Genomic DNA, 25,214 nt, shown 5'->3' with positions numbered 1-25,214 from the left:
CGCATCCGCGACAAGGTCGCGGCATCCCGCAAGCGCGGCATGTGGATGGGCGGTCACGTCCCGCTGGGCTACGACGTGCGTGACCGCAAGCTGGTGGTCAACGCGGCCGAGGCCGCGACGGTCCGGATGATCTTCGAGAAGTTTGTCGCCTTCGGCTCCGCCACGACGCTGGCAAAAGCGCTCGCCGCCGAAGGCGTGCTGAACAAGCGCGGCAAGCCGATCGACAAGGGATTCCTCTACAAACTGATCAACAACCGGGTGTACCTCGGCGAAGCCGTCCACAAGGGCACGGCCTATCCCGGCGAGCACGAGGCCATCATCGATCAAACTCTGTGGGACAAGGTGCACAGCATCCTGCAGGAGAGCCCGCGCCTGCGGGCGAAGAACACTCGCCGCCAGACGCCGGCCCTGCTGAAAGGGATCATCTTCACCGAAACGGGCACGGCGATGACGCCGACGGCGACGAAGAAGGGCACGCGCCTCTACCGCTACTACGCGTCGATGGACCTGATACGAAACCGCCCCACCGGCGAGACTTGCGGCCCGCTGCGCTTGCCCGCCGGCATGGTCGAGGACGCCGTCGTCGGCGAAATCCGCCGCATGATCCGCGCGCCCGAGATCGCGGCGCGGACCATAAAGACCCTTCGCGAAGAGAGCTCGGCCGTCGATGAGAAGGCGGTCGTCCAGGCGCTCGGCGAATTCGACCAGCTCTGGGCGGCGCTCTATCCGGCGGAGCAGACCCGCATCGTCCAGCTTCTGGTCGAGCGGGTGACCGTCGGCGAAGACGGCATCGCCGTCGATCTGCGCCATGAAGGGCTGGGCTCGGTCCTGCGGGACATGATGGCCCCCCGCCAGACGGAGGCCTGTGCATGACCGACTCGACGAACACCATCCGCGTCGTCATCCCCCTGACGATCCGCAAACGCAATGGGCGGCCGAAGATCCTACCGCCCGACGAGGTGACGATCCGGGACGGCCGGTCGCAAGACCCTCATATACTGCGCGCAATCGCTCGCGCATGGAGCTGGCGACGGCAGATAGAGTCCGGTGCCGCTTCCACCATTCAGGACATCGCCACCGCCGAAAAGGTCTCCGACCGGTTCGTGAGCCGAATGATGCGGCTCGCCTATCTGTCACCGGAAGTGCTCGAACACCTCGTAATCAGGCGTTTGCCGCCGGCGCTCTCGCTCAACGACCTGGTTGCGGTTGCTGATCGGCCGTGGGCGGTGCAGATGGCGGCGGTGTTTGCGTAGCACTAGATCCTTCGCCGTGAAGTCAGCATACGCGCATCAATGTCCCTCAGTCATTTATGCATAAATCGAACACGTGACTGACCTGTAGGATTGGTCTTGCGCGGATCAGCACGAGTACCGCGCCGGCGTGATTCTGGGGACGCGAATACTTCGATCTTACAAACACATCACCGCAGTTCGCCTTTGTGCTAGCCTCTGACATCCTAACACGAGTCGGCGACAGCAGGAGGCAAAGCGGATGCATGCGCAGATTCAAGAGGAACACGATTACCACACCGCTCCTGCGCTCAGCGTGCGTCCGCTGGTTACCAACGGGTTCGAAGTCAATTTACCAGCACAGGTGGAAGCGGTCGTCCGCGACCTCGTCGATCCTTCCGAAGTGAAAGAGGAGAGGGAGCGACTAGGCGGATACTGGTTTGTGCATCGCATCGATGGAAGGCTGTTTCACATCCGCCTCAAGGCGGGCGGTCCCAACGTTGATGGTGATTCGATCATTGTGAATACCGCCGATCAACCATGGTTACTAAGAGCCCGCCTCGACGATGCCATCGAAGAAGCCCTTCCGAGGTACGAAGCGGTGCGGAAGCGGCCGTTTACTTTCCTCGCGAAAAAGTCCGAGCTAATTGCCGATGCGGCGGATGTAGCGGGTATCACGCACAGGCTCCTTCCCGGATTTCGAGTAACGCCCAAGTTTGCGTTGAGCCCGAAGATATACGAGCCAATCGACGGCCAGACCAGGATCGGCATCTTCGTTACGATCGCTATGCGGTACGACATCGAAGCCGATATCTCTGAGCTTGATGCGGCAGGGATCGACCTGACCGGGATGTACGTCGTTCGCAGGCTGTATCAGCCGGGGGAGCGTCGCCTGCTGGGCCGCATTCGTTCAATCGAGAACAGCGTCGTCTATCTATCCGAAGAATCCGGCCCGACCGAAGTGCCGGTTTCCGACGTGAAGCTTGAAGGATCCAAAGAAAACTTCACCCGCTGCCTGACGAAGCTGCTGGGCTACAACTACAAAAAGCTCACCACCGCCCTCGACGATCAGGAGGCGACGTACCGTGTCGGGCCGCGGTTCGATGAGGCCGTCAAGCGCATGGGCGAGTTTCTTGCGCGGAAGCCGATTTTCCTCGGGCTGGGATTGTCGGCAACGGTCGGCGATCGCATCGCCCTAAACAACGACGGCGAGAACCGGAATGTCCGTGTCGCCCCGACCGTTGAGTATGTATTTGATCGCACGGGCGCTAAGAGCAGCGAGTACGCATGGCCGGGTCTATCGCAGTATGGCCCCTACGATCGTTCCAGCTTCGCCGGGCGATCGCCGCGAATTCTGGTTGCCTATCCATCATCGACCGCGGGCAAGGTTGAGGTTTTTCTTCGCTTCTTCCGTGATGGGATGGGAGCTAACTATCCGGGTTTCTCCAAAGGTTTCACCGACGTATTCGGCCTCGTAAGAGTCGAGTTCGTGCTTTGCCCCGTCGATATCGACATCAGCGATCGGCAGACTGCGGCTGCCGACTATAACAGGGCCATTCAAGATAAGTTGGCGGAGAGCGGGGACGTGCAGGCGGGCATCATCGTCCTTTACGACGAGCACAGTCGCCTGCCAGACGGTATCAATCCCTACATTCATACAAAGTCCTTGCTCATGACACTCGGCGTGCCGACTCAGGAAGTCCGGCTGCCGACAGTCATTCAGGAGCCCAAGAGCCTGCAGTACACGCTCGAGAATTTCGCTGTCTCGATGTACGCAAAGCTCAACGGCACACCTTGGACCGTGAATCACGACAAGACGATCCACGACGAACTCGTGGTTGGAATGGGTGTCGCCGAACTTTCGGGGAGTAGGTCCAGCAAACGTCAACGTTTCGTAGGAATTACAACCGTCTTCAGCGGGGACGGAACGTACTTGCTAGGCAACGTCTCGAGGGAGTGCGCATACGAAGGCTACCCCGACGCCGTTCGGGAATCGATGCTTCAGATCCTCCGAGAACTCAAGAAGCGTAACAACTGGCAGCCTGGCGATACCGTGCGTGTCGTGTTTCACGCCCACCGGCCCCTCAAGCGTGTCGACGCCGCCAGCATCGTGTTCGAATGTACGAGGGAGATCGGCAGCGAACAGGACATCCAAATGGCCTTCGTGACGATTTCGCACGAACATCCGTTCATGATCCTTGACCGCAAGCAGCGCGGCATCGCCGCCTACAAAGGCAGCGACGTCAGGAAGGGCGTTTTCGCGCCGGCGCGAGGCACCATTGCTCGGATTGGCCGCCTCACACGCCTTCTGGCCGTGAACGCACCACGCCTGATCAAGAGACCTAACACGCCGTTGCCAGCGCCGCTGCTTATCTCACTGCACCAAGACTCGACGTTCCGCGACGTCGACTACCTTGCCGAACAGGCATTAAAATTCACCAGCTTATCGTGGCGTTCGACGCTTCCTGCTGGAACGCCGGTGACCGTGTTCTACTCCGAGCGGATTGCAGAACTGCTCGGTCGCCTACGTAACGTGCCGGACTGGTCACCAGCCGCCCTAAACGTGAAGCTGAAGTGGAGCCGATGGTTTCTCTGACCCGGATTGCGATGATCTCGACGGCGGCTGTGCTGGAGAGTGCAGACGCGGTCCTCAGCGCTACCTCAAGGTGGCCCGATACCTCTACGGCACTGGCATCCCTGACGCTCACGGCAGCGGGCCTGCCGACTCCGCGCTTCGCGGAAGGAGAGGTTCCGGCCCCAACTCCCGCAGCCCTTCGGAAGACGCCCGAGCTCGCCACCTACGGCTATCTTCTGGGTCGATGTGATGAAGCGACAACAATAACCTGGCTCGCTGCGATCGATCATCTACGCGGCCGCGAGATATACCCCTCCGATCGGCAATCTTTCATCTACAATCCAATCGAGGTGCTGGGCATCGCTGCAGGTCTTGCAACGCTTCCTGACGACGATGACAATCGGACTTGGTTCGTGAACACGTTACGCCGAGGATTTTTGGCAGGGCATTTTCGAGCGCCTATGTCGGCGCTCGGGGCGCATGCTGCAATCTCCTTGCTGGACCGAGAAGGCGCGGCGAAAATCAACGCGCCCGATACACCATTCAGCGAGATATCTACGCAGGAGTTACTGTTAGCTGCTGCGATCGATTTTGCGTTCCCAAGCCTCGCAACCGAACGCCACGAGGAGTTGGATCACGCATTGCAGGAACGGATGCTTTCTAAGGGCCTTACCATCGGGGACGCTGCTGAAGCCGCGGCCGCTCACGTCTTCGCGCATCGCGTGAATGACCGGCTCCTGGTGCCTAAGGCGCTTATGAATGATCTCGATCTAGTTCTAAGCCTATGTCGGCGTTTTCCGCTCTTCGCGGACACGATGCGGGCCCGGCAGCGCGGCCGCACGCCGTTTGGCATCAACGATGAGTACGACGTGCAAGACCTGCTACATGCGATACTGCGTCTGCATTTCGACGACATCAGGCCGGAGGAGCACACGCCGTCCTATGCCGGCAATCATTCCCGCGTCGATTTTCATCTTCCGGGGTCGCGCTTGGTGATCGAGGCAAAGATGACGCGCAGCGGCCTCACGCAGAAGGAGGTCATCAACCAACTTCTGATCGACGTCGGTCGCTACTCGAAGATGGACGCGATCGATACGCTCGTCTGCGTGATCTACGACCCGGACCGCCATTGCACCAATCCGCGGGGAATCGAGACCGACGTCGAGAAAACGGGTAACCGCCTGAACGTCAAAGTCGTCGTGTGCCCGCAGGTCCTCGGCTAGCACTCCGCTGGAGCTTCGCAGCGAAACCGATTTAGCCGGTCGCTGAGGCGCCTAAGCGGCCATTGCCGCTGACGCACTAACAAGGTCCGTTGCTTAGCCTTTCGCCTCGAAACGCCTACTGCGCGTTCTCTGGACGTAAATGCCCGCCGAGAGATTGGCCGCCGAAAGGATCGACGAGCGAGACTGCCAGTTAGCTGAAAAGGCTATCTTTATCACGGCCGAACCGGGCCGAACGAGGTTCGCTCGGTTAGAGACGTAGCGGTGTTGAGAGACGAAAATCAACACGGCCCCGGTCTCCGAGGTTCGGAGGCCTCGGCTAAACGCCTTTAAAACACAAAGAAAAAGCCCCCCAACTGGAGCCTCATCTCGGGTTCGCTACAACGTAATGGCGGACAGAGAGGGATTCGAACCCTCGATAGAGTTTCCCCTATACACGCGTTCCAGGCGTGCGCCTTCAACCACTCGGCCACCTGTCCGTCCGCTCGCTGCCGGCGGTCAGTCCGGCGCGGATCGCTTTCCTGTTTCCATTCCGGCGAGACGGCGCGATATATACCGAGGTTTGCCGGCGGATCAACCGCTTTCTGACAGATTTTTGAAGGATGCCCCGCGTTGGCGCGAAGGATTGCGCGCGCTCGCCCGTCTTCCTATCTATAGGCAGGAATGAAGCGGAGCGGAATTCGACTCCGGCAGGCGGCACCGGGAGGGTGCGATGATACGGTTCATCCTGAGGGCCATCAGTCTTGTCGCCCTCGTCGTCGCCGTGATGGCGGGTACGATCGATGCGATCCAGTCGGTCTCGGCTTCCGAGCCGGTGCTGACGCCGCTCGCCGTCGCCTGGAGCACGGCAAGCCCCGATACGATCGCCCTCGTCGCCGACGGCATCATGCGCAATCTCCATCCCTATGCATGGGATCCGGCGGCGATGTGGGTGCTTTCGCAGCCGGCCTTCGCCGTGCTGCTCGCCGTCTCGCTGTTCTTCTGGATGGTCGCCTACAAGCGCCGTCCCTTCGCCGGCCGCTTCACCGCCTGACATTCATTGCGCGCAATTGCGGCCGCAAAACCGCTTCACACTTGTGCTGGAACTGCTTCAAATTCCGGCTAGGAGGCCACGATGTTCCTGATCGACACGTTCAACAAGAAGACCGTCATGCCCGCGCCCGAGGCGGCTCTGCCCGGACGGGACCAGCCCATCCCCACGTCCGAGACGCATTTCGTCAACGGCCGGCCGCTGAAAGGCCCCTATCCGCAAGGCTTCAGGACCGTGCTTCTCGGCATGGGCTGCTTCTGGGGCGCCGAACGGCTGCTCTGGCAGATCCCCGGCGTCTGGGTCACGGCGGCGGGGTATTCCGGCGGCTTCACGCCGAATCCGACCTATCACGAAACGACCACCGGCCTCACCGGCCATGCGGAGGTCGTGCTCGTCGTCTATGACCCCGCCGCGGTCTCGCTCGAAACGTTGCTGAAGGCTTTCTTCGAGGCGCACGACCCGACCCAGGGCATGCGCCAGGGCAACGATATCGGCACGACCTACCGCTCGGCGATCTATCTCGACGACGAGGCGGACCTGGAAACGGCGCGGCGGGCGCGTGACGTCTACGAGGCGGCTCTCCGTGCGGCGGGACGCACGGACCGCATCACCACCGAGATCGCCAAGGCCGGCCCGTTCTACTTCGCCGAGGATGTGCACCAGCAATATCTCGCCAAGAATCCGGGCGGCTATTGCGGCCTGCGCGGCACGGGCGTTTCCTGCGCGATCGGTTGATCGCGCCTGATTTTTCGGCAGGTCGAAGCCGCCGCGAACGGGGTTTTTCCATGCCCGTCCGCGGCGGCTCCTATTTTTTACCAACTGAAAAATTTCTGGTGAATTTTTCCCTGAGCCGTGCAAGGATGCCGCCAGCCTGACCCAAGGGAAAGGGTCGGTGGCTCCGTTGCGCGCTCATGCAGGCGCCAGCCGGAAGGTCCCTATAAGATCAATAGCGAACAGGGCTGCACAATGAAAAAAACCCTTCTCACCCTTCTTGCCACGGCCGCCATGTCGGCCAGCGCGCTCGCCGCGGACATCAAGCCGGCAATCATCTACGACCTTGGCGGCAAGTTCGACAAGTCGTTCAACGAGGCGGCCTACAACGGCGCGGAAAAGTTCAAGGCCGAGACCGGCATCGAATACCGCGACTTCGAAATCGCCAACGATGCGCAGCGCGAGCAGGCGCTCCGGCGCTTTGCCGGCGACGGCAACAACCCGATCGTGATGGCCGGCTTCTCCTGGTCCGCAGCGCTTGAGAAGGTCGCGGCGGAATATCCCGATACCAAGTTCGCCATCATCGACATGGTCGTCGACAAGCCCAATGTCCGCTCGGTCGTCTTCAAGGAAGAGGAAGGCTCGTGGCTCGCCGGCATCATGGCGGCAACGGCCTCCAAGACGAAGACCGTCAGCTTCGTCGGCGGCATGGACATTCCGCTGATCCACAAGTTCGCCTGCGGCTACATCGGCGGCGCCAAGTCCGTCGGTTCGGACGTCAAGGTCCTGGAAGCCTATACGGGCACGACGCCGGACGCCTGGAACGACCCGGTCAAGGGCGGCGAGATCGCGAAGTCCCAGTTCGACCAGGGTTCGGACGTGGTATACCACGCCGCCGGCGGCACGGGCGTGGGCGTCCTGCAGGCTGCCGCCGACGCCGGCAAGCTCGGCATCGGCGTCGATTCCAACCAGAACGGCCTTCATCCGGGCAAGGTGCTGACCTCGATGGTCAAGCGCGTGGACGTCGCCGTCTACGACGCGTTCATCACCGCCAAGAACGACACGTTCCAGCCCGGCGTCAACGTGCTCGGCCTGAAGGAGGATGGCGTCGACGTCGCGATGGACGACAACAACGCGTCGCTCATCACGCCGGAAATGAAGGCGGCGATCGACAAGGCCCGCGCCGACATCATCGCCGGCACGGTGAAGATACACGACTACATGTCGGACGAGACCTGCCCCTATTAAGCGGCATCGACCGGCCCGTTTGCGAGAGCAGGCGGGCCGATTCCGCCTTCCCGGACCTCAATAGTGAGGCGGGCGGCTGATGGCCGGGGCCTCGACGGCCCCCTCTTCCAGCGCGAGGAAACGTTCCGTAAGCCGGTCGAGCTTCGACCGCAGCTGTTCGATCGCGCGCCATTGCTCGGCGAGCTGGTCGGAGAGGTCCTCGATCGTGTTGGCCTGGTGGGCGATATGCTCCTCCAGGCGGGCGATGCGCTCTGCCTGGGTCTCTTCGGGAAGGTCGGGCGTGGTCATGGCGCTCCTCGTCGGTCAGGGCCGGCGGTACGAGCTATAGCGGGGCACGAGCGGGCCCGCAATCGGGCTGGACAAGCGCTGCGGAAGCAACAAGACTAAGACCGATAGGCGGGATGCCCGTCGGCCGCAAATCCCCGTAAGAGTGGATCGTCATGAACGAATTGGCAATCGAACTGAAGGGCATCGACAAGAGCTTCGGCCTCGTCCACGCCAACCGGAACATCAACCTGAAGGTCCGCAAGGGCACCATTCACGGCATCATCGGCGAAAACGGTGCCGGAAAATCCACCCTCATGTCGATCCTCTACGGCTTCTACCAGGCCGATCACGGCGACATCCTGATCAACGGCGAGAAGGTCAGTATCCGCGATCCCAATGCCGCCATCGCCGCCGGCATCGGCATGGTCCACCAGCACTTCATGCTGGTGGAGAACTTCACCGTGCTGGAAAACGTCATGCTCGGCGCCGAGGAGAGCCAGATCCTCAATGCCGGCATCGCCAAGGCGCGCGCGGAGCTGAAGCGGCTCGAGAAGGAATATGCGCTGGAGGTCAATCCGGACGCCCTGATCGAAGAGCTGCCGGTCGGGCTCCAGCAGCGCGTGGAAATCCTGAAAGCCCTCTACCGCAAGGCCGACATCCTCATCCTCGACGAGCCGACGGGCGTCCTGACGCCGGCCGAAGCCGACCATCTCTTCCGCATCCTCGGGCAGCTGAAGGCCGAGGGCAAGACCGTCCTCCTCATCACCCACAAGCTGCGCGAGATCATGGCGATCACCGACGAGGTCTCCGTCATGCGCCGCGGCGAGATGGTGGCGACACGCACGACGAAGGAAACCTCGGTCGAGGAGCTGGCCGAGCTCATGGTCGGCCGGCGCGTGCTGCTGCGCGTCGAGAAGGGCGAGGGCAAGCCCGCCGACGTGAAGCTTTCGGTCAAGAACCTCACGGTGCGCGACAGCCGCGGCGTGACGATGGTCGACGACGTCTCCTTCGACATCCGCGCCGGCGAGATCGTCGGCATTGCCGGCGTTGCCGGCAACGGCCAGTCGGAACTCATGGAGGCGATCTCCGGCATCCGCCGCGCCGCGTCCGGCACGGTGCTGCTGGGTGGCAGCGCGATCGACGTCACCGGCCATGCCGACCCGGCGGACCTTCGCAAGCGCGGCCTCGCCCACGTGCCGGAGGACCGGCACCATGTCGGCCTCGTCCTGAAGTTCGAGGAAAGCGAGAACGCCATCCTCGGCTATCACGACGATCCGAAATACCGCAAGGGCATGCTGCTCGACGTCGACGCCATCCGCGCGGACGCCGAGGCGAAGATCGCCGCCTACGACATCCGCCCGCCGAACGCGCGGCTGAAGACCGCGAACTTTTCCGGCGGCAACCAGCAGAAGATCGTGCTGGCACGCGAGATGGAGCGCGATCCCGACGTGCTGATCATCGGCCAGCCGACGCGCGGCGTCGACGTCGGCGCGATCGAATTCATCCACAGGCGCATCATCGAGATGCGCGACCAGGGCAAGGCGGTGCTGCTCGTCTCGGTGGAGCTTGACGAGATCCGCGCGCTGTCGGACCGCATTCTCGTCATGTTCGCCGGCCGCGTCGTCGGCGAGCGCACGCCGGATGCCACCGAAGGAGAACTCGGCCTCCTGATGGCCGGTGTGGAAGGCCGGAAGGAGGCCGCCGAATGAGTGTCCCTCACGCGAAACTGCCGGCCTGGGCCGAATACGGCCTGATACCGCTGGTCAATCTCGCCGTCGCCTTCCTGATTTCCGGCCTCGTGGTCCTCATCGTCGGCGAAAGCCCGCTGGAGGCCGCCTACCACATGGTCAACGGCGCGTTCGGGCGCGGCGAATATATCGGCTTCACGCTCTATTATACGACGACCTTCATCTTCACGGGCCTTGCCGTGGCCGTCGCCTTCCATTGCGGGCTCTTCAACATCGGCGGCGAAGGCCAGGCCTATATAGGCGGCATCGGCGTGGCGCTCGCCTGTCTTGCCTTCGACCGCACCTTGCCCTGGTATCTCGTCTTCCCGATCGCGATCGCCGGCGCCGCGTTCTTCGGCGCGCTCTGGGCGCTGATCCCCGGCTGGCTGCAGGCGCGGCGGGGCAGCCATATCGTCATCACGACGATCATGTTCAACTTCATCGCCGCGAGCCTGATGAACTACCTTTTGAACCGGGTGTTCAAGCCGCTCGGCTCCATGTCGCTCGAAACCCGCACCTTCGATGCGGGCGGGCAGCTGCCGAAGCTCGACTGGCTGATGTCGATCTTCGGCCTTTCCGTCGGCTCGGCGCCGTTCAACATTTCCTTCCTGCTGGCGCTTCTCGCCGCCTTCGGCGTCTGGGTGCTGATCTGGCGCACGAAACTCGGCTACGAGATGCGCACGATGGGCCACAGCCCGGCCGCCGCGCGCTATGCCGGCATCAAGGAGGCGAAGATCATCGTCATCACCATGATGATCTCTGGCGGGCTCGCCGGCATGATGGCGCTGAACCCGATCATGGGCGAGCAGTTCCGCATGCAGCTCGATTTCGTGCAAGGGGCGGGCTTCGTCGGCATCGCCGTGGCGCTGATGGGCCGGTCGCATCCGGCGGGCATCATCCCCGCCGCGCTGCTCTTCGGCATGCTCTACCAGGGCGGGGCGGAAATCGCCTTCGAGATGCCCTCCATCTCGCGCGACATGATCGTCATCATCCAGGGTCTTGTGATCCTCTTTGCCGGCGCGCTCGAGCACATGTTCCGCCCGGCCATCACGCGGATCGTCCTCGGGCTGTCGCCCAAGGGCCGCGACGTCGCCGCCACCAAGGGAGCCTGACGCCATGGATTTCTTCCAGGTCTTCATCGAGCTGGCGCAGTCGACCGTCCGCGTCTCGACGCCGCTGATCCTCGCTGCCCTTGCCGGCCTTTTCACCGAGCGCGCCGGCGTCTTCGACATCGGCCTCGAGGGCAAGATGCTGGGCGCGGCCTTCGCCGCCGGCTGCGTCGCCTATATCGCGCAGTCCGTGACGATGGGGCTCTTCGCGGCCGTCCTCGTCTCCGTGCTGCTCTCGCTGGTGCACGGCTACGCCTCGATCACCCAGCGCGGCAGCCAGATCGTCTCGGGCGTCGCGATCAACTTCATCGTCGCCGGCTCCACGGTCATCCTCGGCGAGGCCTGGTTCCGCCAGGGCGGGCGCACGCCGGCGCTTTCGGCGGATGGTCGCTTCGGCACGATCCAGCTGCCCTTCGCAGACAGCCTGCGCGAGGTGCCGGTCCTCGGTCCCCTCTATTCGGGCCTCCTCTCCGGCCATTCGCCGCTCACCTACCTCGCCTTCCTGATGGTGCCTGTGAGCTGGTGGATCCTCTACCGCACGCGCTTCGGCCTGCGCCTTCGCGCCGTCGGCGAGAATCCCGGCGCGGTCGACACGGCCGGCATATCGGTCATCTGGCTGCGCTACCGCGCCGTCATCTGCTGCGGCATCCTGTGCGGCGTCGCGGGGGCCTACCTTTCGCTTGCGGCCAATGCCGGCTTCACGAAAGGCATGACGGCGGGCAAGGGCTACATCGCGCTCGCCGCCCTCATCTTCGCCAAGTGGCGGCCGAAGAACATCCTGTTCGCCTGCCTGCTCTTCGGCTTCCTCGATGCCTTCGCCATCCGCTACCAGGGCTATGCCTTCCCGCTGATCGGCCGGGTGCCGGTACAGCTCATGCAGGCGCTGCCCTATATCCTGACGGTGATCCTGCTCGCAGGCTTCATCGGCAAGGCCATTCCGCCGAAGGCCGGCGGCGTGCCCTACGTCAAGGAGCGATAAGATGTCCCACGACCTCTTCGAGGCGGCGCGCGCGGCGATGCGCCTCGCGTATGCGCCCTATTCGAAATTCCCGGTCGGCGCGGCGATCCGCGCCGAGGACGGCAGGATCTATGCCGGTGCCAATATCGAGAACATCTCCTTTCCCCAGGGCTGGTGCGCCGAGCCGACGGCGATCAGCCACATGATCATGGGCGGCGCGAAGAAGATCGTCGAGATGGCGGTGATCGCGGAAAAGCTGCCGCTCTGCCCGCCCTGTGGCGGCTGCCGGCAGAAGATCGCGGAATTCGCGACGGCCGAAACGCCGATCTACCTGTGCGACGAGACCGGCGTGAAGAAGACCGTCACCATGGCGGACCTGCTGCCGCACAGTTTCGAAACGGATGTCATCGGATGAGCATTCAGACCACGGACCTCCTGATCTCCCGCCTCGGCGGCATGCTCCCGCGCTACGGCATCGTGCTCGGCTCAGGCCTCGGCGCGCTGGTGGAGGCGGTGCGCGAGCCGCTGCGCATCCCCTATTCGGACCTGCCCAGCTTCCCGGTCAGCACCGTCTCCGGGCACGCGGGCGAGCTGGTCATAGGGCATCTCGGCAATGTGCCGGTCATCATGCTCTCCGGCCGCGTCCACTATTACGAGCGGGGCGACGCCAATGCCATGCGCACGCCGATCGAGGTGCTGAAGGGGCTCGGCGTCACCTCGCTGATCCTCACCAATTCGGCAGGGTCGCTGCGCGAGGACATGCCGCCCGGCTCGGTGATGCGCATTGCCGACCACATCAACTTCTCCGGCACGAACCCGCTGATCGGCCTCGACGGCGACGACCGCTTCGTCGGCATGACCAATGCCTATGACGCCGGCCTCGCCGCGCGCATGGACGCGGCGGCGGAAAGGCTCGGCATCCCGCTTTCGTCCGGCGTCTACATGTGGTTCTCCGGCCCGAGCTTCGAGACGCCGGCGGAAATCCGCATGGCGCGCGTCTTCGGCGCGGATGCCGTCGGCATGTCGACCGTGCCGGAAGTGCTGATCGCCCGGCATCTCGGCCTCAGGGTCGCGGCCGCTTCGGTCATCACCAATTTCGGCGCCGGCATGACGGGCACCGAGCTCAGCCATCACGAGACCAAGGACATGGCCCCGATCGGCGGTAGGCGGCTTGCTGCGATCCTTTCCGAAATGATCGCGGGCGGAGGCAGCGACCATGCATGAGGACAGCGCAAAGGAAACGGCGGGGACCGCGCTCTCGCTGCTCGACCTGACCGACCTCACAGACGACTGCGACGCAGCCGCCATCGAAAAGCTCTGCCGCCAGGCGCAAACCCCCTTCGGCAACACGGCCGCCATCTGCATCTGGCCGCGCTTCGTGACGCAGGCCCGCGGCATCCTGGGCAAGGATCATGCGGTGAAGATCGCGACCGTCGTCAACTTCCCTTCCGGCGAGCTTGCCGTTGCGGACGTGGTGGCCGAGACGCGGCAGGCGATCGCCGACGGCGCCGACGAGATCGACCTCGTCATCCCCTACCGTGCCCTCATCGCCGGCAACGAGGCGGCGGTGACGGGGATGGTGACCGCGGTGAAGGCCGCCTCTCCGCCGCCCGTCATCCTGAAGACGATCCTGGAGACCGGCGAGATCGGCGACCCGGCGCTCATCCGCAAGGCCTCGGACCTTGCCATCGCCGCCGGCAGCGACCTCATCAAGACCTCGACCGGCAAGGTCGCCGTCAATGCGACCCTGCCGGCCGCCGAGGTCATGCTGACGGCGATCAGGGACAGCGGCAAACCGGTCGGCTTCAAGCCGGCCGGCGGCGTGCGGACCGTTGCCGATGCCGGCGCCTATCTCGCGCTCGCCGCCTCGATTCTCGGGGAAGGCTGGGCGACGCCGAAGACCTTCCGCTTCGGCGCCTCGGGCCTCCTCGGCGACATTCTCGCCGTTCTCGGCGGCGGGGCCGCACCGGCTGCGCCGGCGAGCTACTGATATGCTCCCGCAGGAGACGATCCGCCGCAAGCGCGACGGCGAGCCTCTTTCCCCGCAAGAGATCGCCCGCTTCGTCGCCGGCGTGACCGAGGGCAGCGTCTCGGAGGGACAGGTGGCGGCCTTTGCCATGGCCGTCTGGTTCAACGGCATGGCGCGGGACGAGACGGTGGCGCTGACGCTCGCCATGCGCGACTCGGGCGACGTGCTCGACTGGTCCGGCATCGACCGGCCGATCGCCGACAAGCATTCGACCGGCGGCGTCGGCGACAATGTTTCCCTGATGCTGGCGCCGATAGCGGCGGCCTGCGGGCTTGCCGTGCCGATGATCTCCGGCCGCGGCCTCGGCCATACCGGCGGCACGCTGGACAAGCTGGAATCGATTCCCGGCTACGCCATCATGCCGTCCGCCGATCTTTTCCGCCGCACGGTGAAGGAGGTCGGCTGCGCGATCATCGGCCAGACGGCGGATCTCGCGCCTGCCGACAAGCGTATCTATGCGATCCGCGACGTGACGGCGACGGTCGATTCCGTGCCGCTGATCACCGCCTCCATCCTCTCCAAGAAGCTGGCCGCCGGTCTTGGATCGCTCGTCCTGGACGTGAAGGTCGGCAATGGCGCCTTCATGACGGAAGCGGCCGAAGCCGAGATGCTCGCCCGCTCGCTTGTGGATGTGGCGAACGGCGCCGGCGTGAAGACCTCCGCCCTCATGACCGACATGAACCAGCCGCTCGCCGATGCGGCAGGCAATGCCGTCGAGGTCGCCAACTGCGTCGCCTTTCTTACGGGCGGGAAGGCGGGGACGCGGCTCGAACGCATCGTGCTCGCCTTCGCTGCCGAGATGCTGGTGCTGTCCGGGCTGGAGACGGACCTGGCCGCTGCCGAGGCAAAGGCGGGCAGGGCGCTTGCCAGCGGCGCGGCGGCGGAAATCTTCGCCCGCATGGTGCATGCGCTCGGCGGGCCCGCCGATCTCGTGGACAGACCGGATAGCCGTCTGGCGCCGGCACCGATCATCCGCCCGGTCGCGGCGCCGCAAGCCGGCTATCTCGTGTCCTGCGACACGCGCGGCGTCGGCCTTGCCGTCATCGAGCTTGGCGGCGGGCGCAGCCGGCCGGACGATAGGGTCGATCATCGCGTCGGCTTCGACCGGTTGTTGCCGCTCGGCGCGAAGGTGGACAGTGGCGCGGAAATCGGCCGCGTGCATGCCGCCGACGAAGCGGATGCGGCACGCGCGGCGGAGCGGCTCGCTGGCCTTTACCGGATCGGGCCCGAACCCGCCGGCGCTTCGCCGGACATCCTGACGCGCATCAGCGGGTAAGGTGCAGCCTGCCGTCCTCCACCTTGTAGGAGGACAGGGCCTTCAGGAAGCTCATGCCGATCAGCATGCCGGAAAGGGCCTTGTCCTCCAGCACCATGGCGCCGACATTCTCGATGCGCACCGGGCCGATCTCGACCTTGTCGAGGCGGACATAGGCGGCGCGCGCCTTGCCGTTCGCCGTGTCGACGGCGTAGCGGAAATCGAGGTCGGCCCTGTCGATGCCGATGCGACGGGCCGTCGAGACGTTGAGCGCGACCATGCTGGCGCCCGTATCGACCATGCCCTCCTCCTTGCGGCCGTTGATGGAAAAGAGGCCGGTGAAATGGCCGTTCGCATCGGCGCTGATGACGGCGCTGCGATTGCCGGTGTAGCGCGCCGCGCCCTGCCCGGTCTGAACGGCGACCTTCTCGATCTTCGTTTCGGGCGCGCCGTTCCCTGTCGTTTCGAGATAGCGGGTCGCTATGCCGGGCACGAAAGCGGCTGCGGCGACGACGGAACCGACGACAAAAACAAGGCTGCGAACGAACATGGGGCTGTCTCCGGGAGGATTTGTCCCGAAATAGCACGGCCCCGGCTAACGGACGGCAAAAGCGCCGCCTGGGGCCGCCCCCTTCCACGATCTTTTACGCGCTTGGTGAACGGCGGGTTAAACCGCGAAGGAAAGCGTCACTTCGTGCCGTACATGCGATCGCCCGCGTCGCCGAGGCCGGGCACGATATAACCCTTCTCGTTGAGCTGGCGGTCGATGGAGGCGGTGTAGACCGGCACGTCCGGATGGTGCTCGCGGAAGCTCCTGATGCCTTCCGGGGCCGCCAGCAGGCAGAGGAAACGGATGTTCCTCGCGCCGCGTCCCTTCAGCGTGTCGATGGCGGCGATGGCCGAGTTGCCGGTCGCCAGCATCGGGTCGACGACGATGACGAGTCGCTCGTCGATGCTGTCCGGCGCCTTGAAGAAATATTCGACCGCCTCCAGCGTCTCATGGTCGCGATAGACGCCGATATGGGAGACGCGGGCGGACGGCACCAGCTCCAGCATGCCTTCCAGGAGGCCGTTGCCGGCGCGCAGGATCGAGGCGAAGACGAGCTTCTTGCCCTCCAGGACCGGCGCATCGATCTCTTCGAGCGGCGTCTCGATGCGTGCGGTCGTAAGCTCCAGGTCGCGCGTGACTTCGTAGCAGAGCAGCGTCGAGATTTCGCGCAGCAGGCGCCGGAAACTGCCGGTGGACGTTTCCTTCTTGCGCATGATGGTCAGCTTGTGCTGCACGAGCGGGTGATCGATGACTGTGACGCCGTCCATGGCCAACCTTCCCAGAAGTAAGTGAACACTTCTTTTTCCACGGAACGGCCGGGGCCTGCAAGAGAAGAGCGCCGGCCGCGCGCACCATCCCCAGCCGCCTGTGCATTACAGGCGGGAAAGCAGCCTCCGGCGCGTCGGCTCGTCGACGAAGGCCGCCTCGATGGCGGTGCGCGTCATGCCGAGGATGTCCTCGCCGCTGAAGCCCATGACGGTGGAGGCGATCTCGTATTCGCGGGCGAGCGAGGTGTGGAAGAAGGGCGGGTCGTCCGAATTGAGCGTGACGCGCACGCCGGCCGCATGAAGGGCGCGCAGCGGGTGGCTCTGGAAATCCGGAAAGACGTTCAGCGCGATATTCGAACCGGGGCAGACTTCCAGCACCACGCCGTCGTCCGCCAGCCGCCTGACGAGATCGACATCCTCGATGGCGCGCACGCCGTGGCTGATGCGCGAAGGGCGGACGTGGTCGAGCGCGTCGCGCACGCTGAAGGCGCCGCAAAGCTCGCCGGCGTGGATGGTGATGCCGAGACCGGCATCACGGGCGATGTCGAACGCGCGGGCGAAGTCGGCGACACGGTGCATGCGCTCCTCGCCGGCAAGGTTGAAGCCGGTGATCAGCGGATGCGGCCGTCGCGCGGCGTATTGCGCGGCCTTCACGACGCGCTCCGGCCCGAAATGGCGGATGCCGACGATGAGCAGCCGCGTTTCGATGCCGGTCTTGGCCTTCGCCCTTTCGGCTCCCTCCGCAAGGCCGCGGATATAGGCGTCGGCGCCGATGCCGACGGCATCTCCCTGGTCGGGCGAGACGATCAGCTCGCTGTAGATGGCGCCGGCTTCGGCGATCTCGGTGAGATAGGTTTCCGCAAGAAGGGCATAATCGTCCTCCGTGCGGAAGAGGTTGGCCGTCGCGTCGTAGCTCTCGACGAAGCTGGTGAAATCCCGCCAGGCATAGGCACCGTCGCGGATGAAGGCGGAGGTGTCGATATCATAGCGCTGCGCCTGTGCCAGCGCGAGCGCGGGGGGAGTGGCGCCCTCGATATGGCAGTGCAGCTCCGCCTTCGGCATGGCTATGGTCACAGGAAGCTCCTTCCGTGCGGTCCCGGCGGGATGCCGAGATGCCGGGCGACGCTTTCGCCGATATCGGCGAAGGTGGTGCGGGTTTCGATGAGCCGCGAGCGGAGGCCGGGGCCGAAGCTCATGATCGGCACGCGCTCGCGCGTATGGTCCGTGCCGCGCCAGGTCGGGTCGCAGCCGTGATCGGCGGTGAGGATCACGATGTCGCCGGGTTTGAGCTTGCGGTCCAGTTCCGGCAGGCGCCGGTCGAAGGCCTCGAGCGCCGCCGCATAACCGGCGACATCGCGCCGGTGGCCGTAGAGCATGTCGAAATCGACGAAATTGGTGAAGACGAGGTCGCCGTCCTTCGCTTCGTCCATCACGCGCAGCGTGGCGTCGAAGAGCGCCATGTTGCCGTTCGCCTTGGTGAGCGTTCCGATGCCCTGATGGGCGAAGATGTCGCCGATCTTGCCGACGGCATGCACCGTGCGGCTGGCCTCGGTCAGCCGATCGAGCAGGGTCGGTTCCGGCGGCAGCACGGAGTAGTCCCGCCGGTTGCCCGTGCGCTCGAAGGTCTGCGGCGTCTCGCCGAGGAAGGGGCGGGCGATGACGCGGCCGATGCGCCCGCCGGGCCGCTCGTCGAGGATCTTTCGCACAATCTCGCAAAAGGCGAGCAGGCGGTCGAGGCCGAAATGCTTCTCGTGCGCGGCGATCTGGAAGACGGAGTCGGAGGAAGTGTAGCAGATCGGCTTGCCGGTGCGGATATGCTCCTGGCCGTGCCGGGCGATGATCTCGGTGCCGGAGGCATGGCAATTGCCGAGGATGCCCGGAACGCCGCCGGCCGTACAGATGGCTTCCACGAGCGCAGGCTCGAACGCATCGCCCTCTGCGGGAAAATAGCTCCAGTCGAAGGTGACGGGAGTGCCGGCGATCTCCCAGTGGCCGGAGGGCGTGTCCTTGCCGTTCGACACTTCGCTCGCCGCGCCGTGATAACCGAAGACGCGCTGCGGCACGTCCATGCCCTGCGGGAACCGGCCGGTCGCGGCGCGAGCGGCGTGCAGCAGGCCGAGTGCGGACATGTTGGGAAGCTTCAGCGGCCCCTGCCGGAGGCCGGGCCGGTCGGCGACGCCCGCTGCGCAGAACTCGGCGATATGGCCGAGCGTGTCGGAGCCGAGATCGCCGAAGGCCGCCGCATCCGGTCCGCCGCCGATGCCGAAGGAATCGAGAACGAAGAGAAAGGCTCGCGCCATGGATCACCTGCCGACTGTCCGCATCTGCGTGACATGGCACGGGCGCGGCAGGGCGTTCAAGCGAAATTGAGCTGTGGAGGTGGTATCAGCAGTCGCTGCACGTGATCCTTTCGCCGGTACGCTGGCGGAAGTAGCTCGTCTTGGAGAGGTTGATCTTGTTGAGGCTGGAGCTCAATCCCGGTGCCATCAGAAGGATCGTATGCGGCACGGTGAGCTCCGTGCGCACGATGAAGGTGCTCCTCGCATCCATGTTCGCGGGCAGCGTGACCGGGCCGTTTTTGGAATAAGGTGAAGCCGCCTTCTGGTCACGCGACCAGGCGACGGTCGCATTGCCGTCGGCATCCACGGCGATGCCGGTGATCTTCAGCGTGTAGCCTTCCTGGGAAAAGGGGGCGATGACGTTCTTCGTGACATCCTTCATCGAATCGAGCGTCGCCAGGTTCGTCGTTTCGTTCCGCGTCAGCAGGTCGGAGACGGTACTGGAGGCCCGGCTGACCTTGCGCGACATGGCGATGGCGACCGAGATCTCGAAGGCGCCGATATAGGTCATGATCAACAGTGGCGCGACGATCGCAAATTCGATCGCGCCGACCCCGCGGCGGTCGTCGACAAAACGGCGCAGCCGAAGGAGCACCCCTCTACCCAACTGCTTTCCGTCCCGCCCGGTTTCCGCAGACGAAGTTTCTCCTTTCATCACGGATAGTCCTCGTTCTGGACGACGGTGGTTGCCACCATCAGGTAGTTCCGCCGGGAGCCGTCAGCCGACTGGATGTTAGCAATCAGGGGGCGCACGAGATCCGTCACAACATCCCATCGGTAGTAGGCGCGCACGATGTTGATAGACTTCTTGCCGCCGGGAGCGAACCTCAAGCTGTTCGTGTCGAGGTCCATATCGACAAGGGGAACGGCAGCCGGAATGTCGGAATACTTGTCGAAGCTGCGCACGTCGAGAAAGAGCTTGCCGGAGCAGGGCATCAATATCTTGATTTCTTCGCAGAACTCCGCCCGGAACGTCTGTTCTGCATTGGGTGTGGTGGCACGGATCTCGCCGGTGCGGATCTTGCGCGCCATTGTTTCCGTTGCATTTGCCAGCAATTGCTCGCCCGTGAAGGCGATGAAGGTCTCGATCGAGGCGAAGATGATCACGAAGAAGGGGATGGCGAGAATTGCGAATTCTATGGCCGTCGCGCCATCCCGGCGGGCGAAGAGGCGGCCAAACAGGCCCGTCATCCGCCGGCGTCGAGTGGTTGCGTCATGATCGAGCGACATCGCGATCCGTTCCCAAATCCTTGAGATGACGAGATTACGCGGCAGACCGTTTATATTTCGTGTGCGGGGCAGGGAAGATTTGAAAGGGTTCCCGTATTCGCACGCCCTGTGCGGGACATGGCGTCAACCGCCGCTGCCGGTCTTGGCGACATGCTCCTCGCAATTCGGCGTGCAGGAAAGGACGGATCGATCCGTCTGCCGGAAGACGCGCACGGTGTTGCCTTCATCGATCGACACGAGAATGCGCTCGTCGACGATCGCGTTGCCGTCGGCGTCGAGCAGCACGAGGTTGGTCGTTCCGAAATTGCGGCCGGTCAGGACGATCGTGTGTGCGTCGGCCACCGTCGCGTCGGCGACCTCGGCATTGCCCAGGATCACCTTGCTGACGGGCCGGTCCAGCCGGAGCACGCGCGCATGATCCATGTAGACGCGAAGGAAATGCTCCTCCGCCGCGGCATTGGCGGCAGTAGACAGCAAGACAAAGGCAATCGTCGCAAGCTTTGCTGCGCCCGCAGCGAGGGTCCGGTCGCGTCCCATAAACAGTCATCCCGACAAGAAAACACGCACAGCATCGCTGCGAATGGTGAATGAAGATTTAAGGAGGTCGCCGGCATTCTCATTTCAACTCTAGCGCTCATCGCCGGCCTTGGCGGCATAAACAGCGAAAACGGGGTCGGAATGCGGATATACGAGCAAATTAACCGATGTATAACCATATATCCGGTAGCCGGACGATAAGGCTTCGTTAACCGATTTCCTTAAGCCGATGGAAATGGCCTGCCTGTAGGTTGCAGTCATCCGAACAACGGAAACAGTTGGCGGACGTGCTGAACCAACACCGTGGAGCTAGGAGAGTACCATGACCAAGATTTTCGCTCGTCTTATGAAGGACGAGTCTGGCGCAACCGCCATCGAATACGGCCTGATCGCCGCCCTGATTTCCGTCGCCCTCATCACCGGCGCAACCGCGCTCGGCGGCTCGCTGAACAACCAGTTCAACGAACTGTCCAAGACGCTTAACTTCAAGAAGTAAGAGCTTCAAACCTTGGTTGGCTCGACAAACCGCCTCCGGCTAGGGGGCGGTTTGTTTTTTGGAAAGCGCTTTACGCGTTTAGTTCATCTTAAAGTCGGCTGGGCAGATCTTCTCAATCGGAGCACGTCAATGGTAAACGCTGTTATTTTTGTCGTTTTTCCTCTCTGCCTTGCCATGGCCACTTTCTCCGATTTCTTCACCATGACAATTCCGAACAGGGTGTCAGTAATACTGCTCGGCGCCTTTATCTTGGTTGCGCCACTCGCCGGCATGGATTTTTCACAGATCGCGGGTCATCTAGGCGCCGGACTACTCGTCTTCTCGGCTTGTTTCGTACTTTTCGCGCTTAACATCATGGGCGGTGGCGATGCGAAGCTATTGACTGCGAGTGCCGTTTGGTTCGGGATGACCTTCTCTCTCATTGAATATCTGGTTTATGTCTCCTTTTTTGGCGGTATTCTTACGCTGGGCATCCTGTCCCTTCGTTCGCATGCCGATACTATCCTGGCTTCCGGTCTGCCCGTTCCGGCACACCTTATGACGGCCAAGAAAGTGCCGTATGGCATCGCCATCGGCTTGGCAGCTTTCGCCGCATATCCATCCTCTCCACTGATGCTCGCCGTTCTCGGCAACTAAGCTCTGTAGGTCGTACGGAAAGCGGGTTTTCATCGTGCATCAGCCTATGGCGCTCCGCTAACCTGCCGTTAACCATACTCGTAAGGCGCTCATTAACCATAATTACACCTTTGCCGGTCAATGTGGGCGGATAGAACAGTCCGCATCCAGGGAAACCACATGAGACCGGCGCGAATCATCATTCTGGCAGTGGCCGTCGTTTCGGCGGGCGTTGCAGGGTTCCTCGCCTTGCAGATCGCCCGTGGCGGCGGCAAGTCGGTGGTGCAGACCGAGACCGTCGTCGAGCGCGAACCGACCATCAACGTGCTGGTCGCCAAGGAAAGCCTGCCGGTGGGCTCGCGGCTCAATTCCGAGGTGCTCGCCTGGGCGGCCTGGCCGGAAGGGTCCGTCGTCGAGGGTTTCATCACCGATCAGAATCGGCCGGACGCAATGGAAGCCCTCGCGGGCGCCATCGCCCGCATGCCGATCTTAAACGGCGAGCCGATCCGCCAGGAAAAGATCGCCGACTCGTCCAGCCGCATCATGTCGTCGCTGCTGCCTTCAGGCAAAAGGGCTGTGGCGACGGAAATTTCCGTCGCCACGGGTGCCGGCGGTTTCATCCTGCCGAACGACCGCGTCGACGTCATCATGGTGCGCAAGGGGGAAGCGAGCGCCTACCTCACGGAGACCGTGCTGTCCAATGTGCGCGTTCTCGCGATCGACCAGCAGATCCAGGAAAATCCGGACGGCTCCAAGGCCGTCGTCGGCACCACCGCCACGCTCGAGCTCACGCCCGACCAGACCAAGGTGATCGCCGTCGCCCAGCAGATGGCCGAACGCCTGTCTTTGGCGCTGCGCAGCGTCGCGGACGCGCAGGAGCCCGACACCGGCGCGGCCGACCACCTGCTCAGCGGCGGCGACGGCACGCCGCAGGTCCAGGTGATCAAGACCGGTACAATCGTCAACGGCGCCGCGCCGGCCGCAACGCAGCAATGACCAGGAGCTGACCGTGTTTGGAATCGCAAGAACTTTTCGGGCTTCTGTCGCCGGCGGGATGAGCTTCTGCCTGGCGTTTTCCGGCCTGCCGGCGGCCATTGCCACCGGTCAGCCCGTCGCGATCGCCAAGGCGGCGACCGCATCGGTCATCCGCATCCAGGAGAGTGGCCCTGGCGCCCGCAAGGCGGTGAAGCTCGGACTAAATAAGGCGGTGGTGGTGGACCTGCCGACCGACGCCCATGACATCCTCGTAGCCGATCCAGTCAAGGCGGACGCCGTCACACGTACTTCGCGCCGTATCTATCTCTTCGGCAAGGAGGTCGGCCAGACCAACATCTTCGTCTTCGGTCCCAACGGCGAGGAAATCGTCAGCATCGACCTTAACGTCGAACGCGACATCGATGGGCTTCAAGCGAATCTGCGCCGCTTCATTCCCGACTCCGATATCGAGGTTGAGATCATCTCGGATAATATCGTTTTGAACGGTACAGTCCGTACGCCGCAAGACGCCACTCAGGCGACACGCCTTGCGGAAATCTTCCTGCAGGGCGGCGAGGCGACGACCCGCAACATCACCGCCCAAGGCAACAATGGTGACGCTGCAATCTTCGGCGAGGTGCGCCAGCGCTCCCAAGTGGTCAATATGCTCAAGATCGAAGGCGAGGACCAGGTGACGCTCAAGGTCACGGTCGCCGAGGTCAGCCGCCAGGTGCTGAAACAGCTCGGCTTCAACGGCAGCGTCTACAGCAGCACGAGCGGCAATGGTATCAGTTTCGCCAATCCGACAAATCTCGGCTCTGCGGTCAACCCCACATCGGCCCTGCTTTCGGGCGCGCTCGGATCGGGGAGCATGGGGTTTGCGAGCTATCTGAACGCCATGGAGCAGGCAGGCGTAATGCGCACGCTGGCCGAGCCGAGCCTGACGGCGATCTCGGGCGAAGCCGCGCGATTCAAGGTGGGTGGCGAGTATCGCCTCAGCGGCACGCAATCCATCAACACGGAAGAGAATTCCGTGACCGGCAGGGAACGCCTCGTGCTCAACCGCCAAGTCGAAACGGTCGAGTATGGCATCGAACTGAACTTCCGCCCCGTCGTGCTGTCCGCCGGACGCATCAGCCTACGGATCGAGACAAAAGTCTCCGAACCCACCTATGAAGGCTCCGCCGTCACCGGCAACACCCGCGCGGATATGCCAGGAGCCACCTATCTCTCGATCCGCCGCCGCGAGGCGACGACGAGCGTGGAGCTTCCCTCCGGCGGTTCCATCGTGATTGCGGGCCTCGTGCAGGACAATATCCGCCAAGCCATGTCCGGCCTGCCAGGCCTCTCGAAGGTTCCGATCTTCGGCACGCTCTTCCGCTCGAAGGACTTTGTGCGCAACGAGACGGAAATGGTTATCATCGCGACGCCCTATCTTGTGCGGCCGGTGGCGCGTACCGCGCTGTCGCGTCCCGATGACAATTTCAACGCGGCGAATGATGCTGCGGGCTTTTTCCTCGGGCGGGTGAACAATATCTACGGCCGCAAGGAGAACGCTATGCCGGCCGGCAAGTACCACGGCTCCATCGGCTTTATTTACAAGTGATGAGGCGGGACATGCGCGACACGATCAGAAAGACCCGCCCTCCGGCAAGGAACTATGCCATGTCCAAGAGTTTGCCCATGCTCGCGACGCTGCTTCTCTCCGCCGCGATGCTTTCCGGCTGCGGAAACCGGGTCCGTTCTGTGACGGGTTCCATTCCGGATGACTACCGCACGCGTCATCCAATTATCTTGACTGAAACGGCCCAAACGATGGACATCCCGATCGCCACCGGCGACCGCGAGCTGACGATCGCCGTGCGGGACAATATTCGCGGCTTTGCCGCCGACCACGCCGCTAAGTCGCGTGGGGCGGTGCAGGTCATGCTGCCGCTCGGATCTGTTAATGCGGCGACGGCACAGCGCCTCGGCAAGGAGATTCGCGCCACGCTGATCGCGGCGGGAGTCAGACGCGACCAAGTGATCATGACGCGCTACGACGCGGCTGGCTATGGCGCCTCGGCACCGATCCGCCTTGCATTCTTCGCGATTACGGCAAACGCCGGTCCGTGCGGTGAATGGCCGGAGGATCTTGTGGTGAACACGATGGAGAATCGGAACTACCACAACTTCGGCTGCGCCTCGCAGGCGAACCTCGCTGCCCAAGTCGCCAATCCGATGGATCTGGTCCAGCCGCGCGGCATGACGCCGATCGACGCTGAGCAGCGTAACCTAGTGATCCAGGATTACCGTGACGTGGGACAACCGGAGTTCTGATGCTGGGCGTTACAGGCAACAGAGACAT

General features: G+C 63.5%; 27 protein-coding genes and 1 tRNA gene. 19 read left to right on the top strand and 9 right to left on the bottom strand.

From position 1 onward, the window contains the following. From ACIIOY_RS11290 to ACIIOY_RS11275, 4 genes are all read left to right on the top strand, one after another. A partial coding sequence (locus ACIIOY_RS11290) for a recombinase family protein (protein WP_411034751.1) occupies positions 1-873 on the top strand: 873 nt, incomplete at its 5' end. Beyond that, on the top strand, positions 870-1,253 hold the full coding sequence (locus tag ACIIOY_RS11285) for a hypothetical protein (protein WP_411034750.1): 384 nt from the start codon (positions 870-872) through the stop codon (positions 1,251-1,253). The genes ACIIOY_RS11290 and ACIIOY_RS11285, both read left to right, overlap by 4 nt. Positions 1,254-1,491: 238 nt before the next feature. Further along, the gene (gene ago, locus ACIIOY_RS11280; protein WP_411034749.1) at positions 1,492-3,825 is read left to right on the top strand and encodes a protein argonaute; all 2,334 of its coding nucleotides are present in this window, start codon (positions 1,492-1,494) and stop codon (positions 3,823-3,825) included. After that, complete coding sequence (locus tag ACIIOY_RS11275) at positions 3,813-5,027, top strand: PD-(D/E)XK nuclease domain-containing protein (protein WP_411034748.1); 1,215 nt, start codon at positions 3,813-3,815, stop codon at positions 5,025-5,027. The genes ago and ACIIOY_RS11275 overlap by 13 nt, the downstream gene beginning before the upstream one ends. A gap of 386 nt (positions 5,028-5,413) precedes the next feature. Here ACIIOY_RS11275 and ACIIOY_RS11270 read toward each other — a convergent pair. Beyond that, positions 5,414-5,503: transfer RNA gene (locus ACIIOY_RS11270), tRNA-Ser, on the bottom strand. Positions 5,504-5,739: 236 nt separating this feature from the next. On the opposite strand from ACIIOY_RS11270, the gene ACIIOY_RS11265 reads away from it, so the two are divergent. The 3 genes from ACIIOY_RS11265 (at position 5,740) to ACIIOY_RS11255 (ending at position 8,013) form a co-directional block, all read left to right on the top strand. After that, a complete protein-coding gene (locus ACIIOY_RS11265; protein WP_411034764.1) occupies positions 5,740-6,057 on the top strand; it encodes a hypothetical protein in 318 nt (105 codons plus the stop codon). Positions 6,058-6,138: 81 nt separating this feature from the next. Beyond that, positions 6,139-6,789, top strand: coding sequence for a peptide-methionine (S)-S-oxide reductase MsrA (gene msrA / locus ACIIOY_RS11260; RefSeq protein ID WP_411034747.1), 651 nt, complete (start codon positions 6,139-6,141; stop codon positions 6,787-6,789). Positions 6,790-7,020: 231 nt separating this feature from the next. Next, positions 7,021-8,013 carry a BMP family lipoprotein gene (locus ACIIOY_RS11255; RefSeq protein WP_411034746.1) on the top strand — a complete coding sequence of 331 codons (993 nt, stop codon included), beginning with the start codon at positions 7,021-7,023 and terminating at the stop codon, positions 8,011-8,013. Positions 8,014-8,070: 57 nt separating this feature from the next. Here the strand turns inward: ACIIOY_RS11255 and ACIIOY_RS11250 are convergent, their stop codons facing one another. Further along, a complete protein-coding gene (locus ACIIOY_RS11250; protein ID WP_411034745.1) occupies positions 8,071-8,301 on the bottom strand; it encodes a SlyX family protein in 231 nt (76 codons plus the stop codon). 152 nt (positions 8,302-8,453) lie between these two features. Between ACIIOY_RS11250 and ACIIOY_RS11245 the strand changes: the two genes are divergently transcribed. Genes ACIIOY_RS11245 through deoA form a run of 7 tightly spaced genes read left to right on the top strand, consistent with a single transcriptional unit; the run spans position 8,454 to position 15,379 of the window. Further along, positions 8,454-9,989 carry an ABC transporter ATP-binding protein gene (locus ACIIOY_RS11245; RefSeq protein WP_411034744.1) on the top strand — a complete coding sequence of 512 codons (1,536 nt, stop codon included), beginning with the start codon at positions 8,454-8,456 and terminating at the stop codon, positions 9,987-9,989. Further along, on the top strand, positions 9,986-11,119 hold the full coding sequence (locus tag ACIIOY_RS11240; protein ID WP_411034743.1) for an ABC transporter permease: 1,134 nt from the start codon (positions 9,986-9,988) through the stop codon (positions 11,117-11,119). Before ACIIOY_RS11245 ends, ACIIOY_RS11240 begins: the two co-directional genes overlap by 4 nt. Before the next feature lie 4 nt (positions 11,120-11,123). Further along, positions 11,124-12,095, top strand: coding sequence for an ABC transporter permease (locus ACIIOY_RS11235; RefSeq protein ID WP_411034742.1), 972 nt, complete (start codon positions 11,124-11,126; stop codon positions 12,093-12,095). Between the two features lies 1 nt (position 12,096). Continuing rightward, positions 12,097-12,489: a cytidine deaminase gene (locus ACIIOY_RS11230; protein ID WP_411034741.1), complete on the top strand. Its 393-nt coding sequence runs from the start codon at positions 12,097-12,099 to the stop codon at positions 12,487-12,489. Beyond that, positions 12,486-13,298: a purine-nucleoside phosphorylase gene (locus tag ACIIOY_RS11225; RefSeq protein WP_411034740.1), complete on the top strand. Its 813-nt coding sequence runs from the start codon at positions 12,486-12,488 to the stop codon at positions 13,296-13,298. The genes ACIIOY_RS11230 and ACIIOY_RS11225 overlap by 4 nt, the downstream gene beginning before the upstream one ends. Further along, positions 13,291-14,064, top strand: coding sequence for a deoxyribose-phosphate aldolase (gene deoC / locus ACIIOY_RS11220; RefSeq protein ID WP_411034739.1), 774 nt, complete (start codon positions 13,291-13,293; stop codon positions 14,062-14,064). The genes ACIIOY_RS11225 and deoC overlap by 8 nt, the downstream gene beginning before the upstream one ends. Position 14,065: 1 nt before the next feature. Beyond that, complete coding sequence (gene deoA, locus ACIIOY_RS11215) at positions 14,066-15,379, top strand: thymidine phosphorylase (RefSeq protein WP_411034738.1); 1,314 nt, start codon at positions 14,066-14,068, stop codon at positions 15,377-15,379. Here the strand turns inward: deoA and ACIIOY_RS11210 are convergent. The 7 genes from ACIIOY_RS11210 to ACIIOY_RS11180 all read right to left on the bottom strand — a co-directional run bounded on the left by ACIIOY_RS11210 (position 15,369) and on the right by ACIIOY_RS11180 (position 20,781). After that, on the bottom strand, positions 15,369-15,908 hold the full coding sequence (locus ACIIOY_RS11210; protein WP_411034737.1) for a TIGR02281 family clan AA aspartic protease: 540 nt from the start codon (positions 15,906-15,908) through the stop codon (positions 15,369-15,371). The two genes, deoA and ACIIOY_RS11210, sit on opposite strands and share 11 nt — an antisense overlap. 137 nt (positions 15,909-16,045) lie before the next feature. Then, positions 16,046-16,675 carry a uracil phosphoribosyltransferase gene (upp, locus tag ACIIOY_RS11205; RefSeq protein WP_411034736.1) on the bottom strand — a complete coding sequence of 210 codons (630 nt, stop codon included), beginning with the start codon at positions 16,673-16,675 and terminating at the stop codon, positions 16,046-16,048. Positions 16,676-16,780: 105 nt separating this feature from the next. Then, a complete protein-coding gene (locus tag ACIIOY_RS11200) occupies positions 16,781-17,737 on the bottom strand; it encodes an adenosine deaminase (RefSeq protein ID WP_411034763.1) in 957 nt (318 codons plus the stop codon). An 8-nt stretch (positions 17,738-17,745) separates the two neighbouring features. Continuing rightward, positions 17,746-18,975, bottom strand: a complete 1,230-nt coding sequence (locus ACIIOY_RS11195) for a phosphopentomutase (protein WP_411034735.1) — start codon at positions 18,973-18,975, stop codon at positions 17,746-17,748. Between the two features lie 85 nt (positions 18,976-19,060). Further along, positions 19,061-19,621 carry a TadE/TadG family type IV pilus assembly protein gene (locus tag ACIIOY_RS11190; RefSeq protein ID WP_411034734.1) on the bottom strand — a complete coding sequence of 187 codons (561 nt, stop codon included), beginning with the start codon at positions 19,619-19,621 and terminating at the stop codon, positions 19,061-19,063. 47 nt (positions 19,622-19,668) lie between these two features. Then, positions 19,669-20,244 (bottom strand): TadE/TadG family type IV pilus assembly protein, encoded by a 576-nt coding sequence (locus ACIIOY_RS11185; RefSeq protein WP_411034733.1) that lies wholly within the window; start codon positions 20,242-20,244, stop codon positions 19,669-19,671. Between the two features lie 123 nt (positions 20,245-20,367). Further along, positions 20,368-20,781, bottom strand: coding sequence for a pilus assembly protein N-terminal domain-containing protein (locus ACIIOY_RS11180; protein WP_411034732.1), 414 nt, complete (start codon positions 20,779-20,781; stop codon positions 20,368-20,370). 322 nt (positions 20,782-21,103) lie between these two features. On the opposite strand from ACIIOY_RS11180, the gene ACIIOY_RS11175 reads away from it, so the two are divergent. From ACIIOY_RS11175 to ACIIOY_RS11155, 5 genes are all read left to right on the top strand, one after another. Then, positions 21,104-21,277 (top strand): Flp family type IVb pilin, encoded by a 174-nt coding sequence (locus ACIIOY_RS11175; RefSeq protein WP_411034731.1) that lies wholly within the window; start codon positions 21,104-21,106, stop codon positions 21,275-21,277. Positions 21,278-21,406: 129 nt separating this feature from the next. Next, a complete protein-coding gene (locus ACIIOY_RS11170) occupies positions 21,407-21,913 on the top strand; it encodes an A24 family peptidase (protein ID WP_411034730.1) in 507 nt (168 codons plus the stop codon). 159 nt (positions 21,914-22,072) lie between these two features. Continuing rightward, positions 22,073-22,888: a Flp pilus assembly protein CpaB gene (gene cpaB / locus ACIIOY_RS11165; RefSeq protein WP_411034729.1), complete on the top strand. Its 816-nt coding sequence runs from the start codon at positions 22,073-22,075 to the stop codon at positions 22,886-22,888. Positions 22,889-22,946: 58 nt separating this feature from the next. Further along, positions 22,947-24,473 (top strand): type II and III secretion system protein family protein, encoded by a 1,527-nt coding sequence (locus ACIIOY_RS11160; RefSeq protein ID WP_411034762.1) that lies wholly within the window; start codon positions 22,947-22,949, stop codon positions 24,471-24,473. 59 nt (positions 24,474-24,532) lie between these two features. Beyond that, positions 24,533-25,186 (top strand): CpaD family pilus assembly protein, encoded by a 654-nt coding sequence (locus tag ACIIOY_RS11155; protein ID WP_411034761.1) that lies wholly within the window; start codon positions 24,533-24,535, stop codon positions 25,184-25,186. Positions 25,187-25,214: the final 28 nt, after the last annotated feature.

Source organism: Shinella agrisoli (assembly GCF_046557955.1).
In the GTDB taxonomy this organism is placed as follows: Bacteria; Pseudomonadota; Alphaproteobacteria; order Rhizobiales; family Rhizobiaceae; genus Shinella.
Note: the sequence above shows the minus strand (reverse complement) of the source record. Positions and strands in the feature narration are given on the sequence as shown.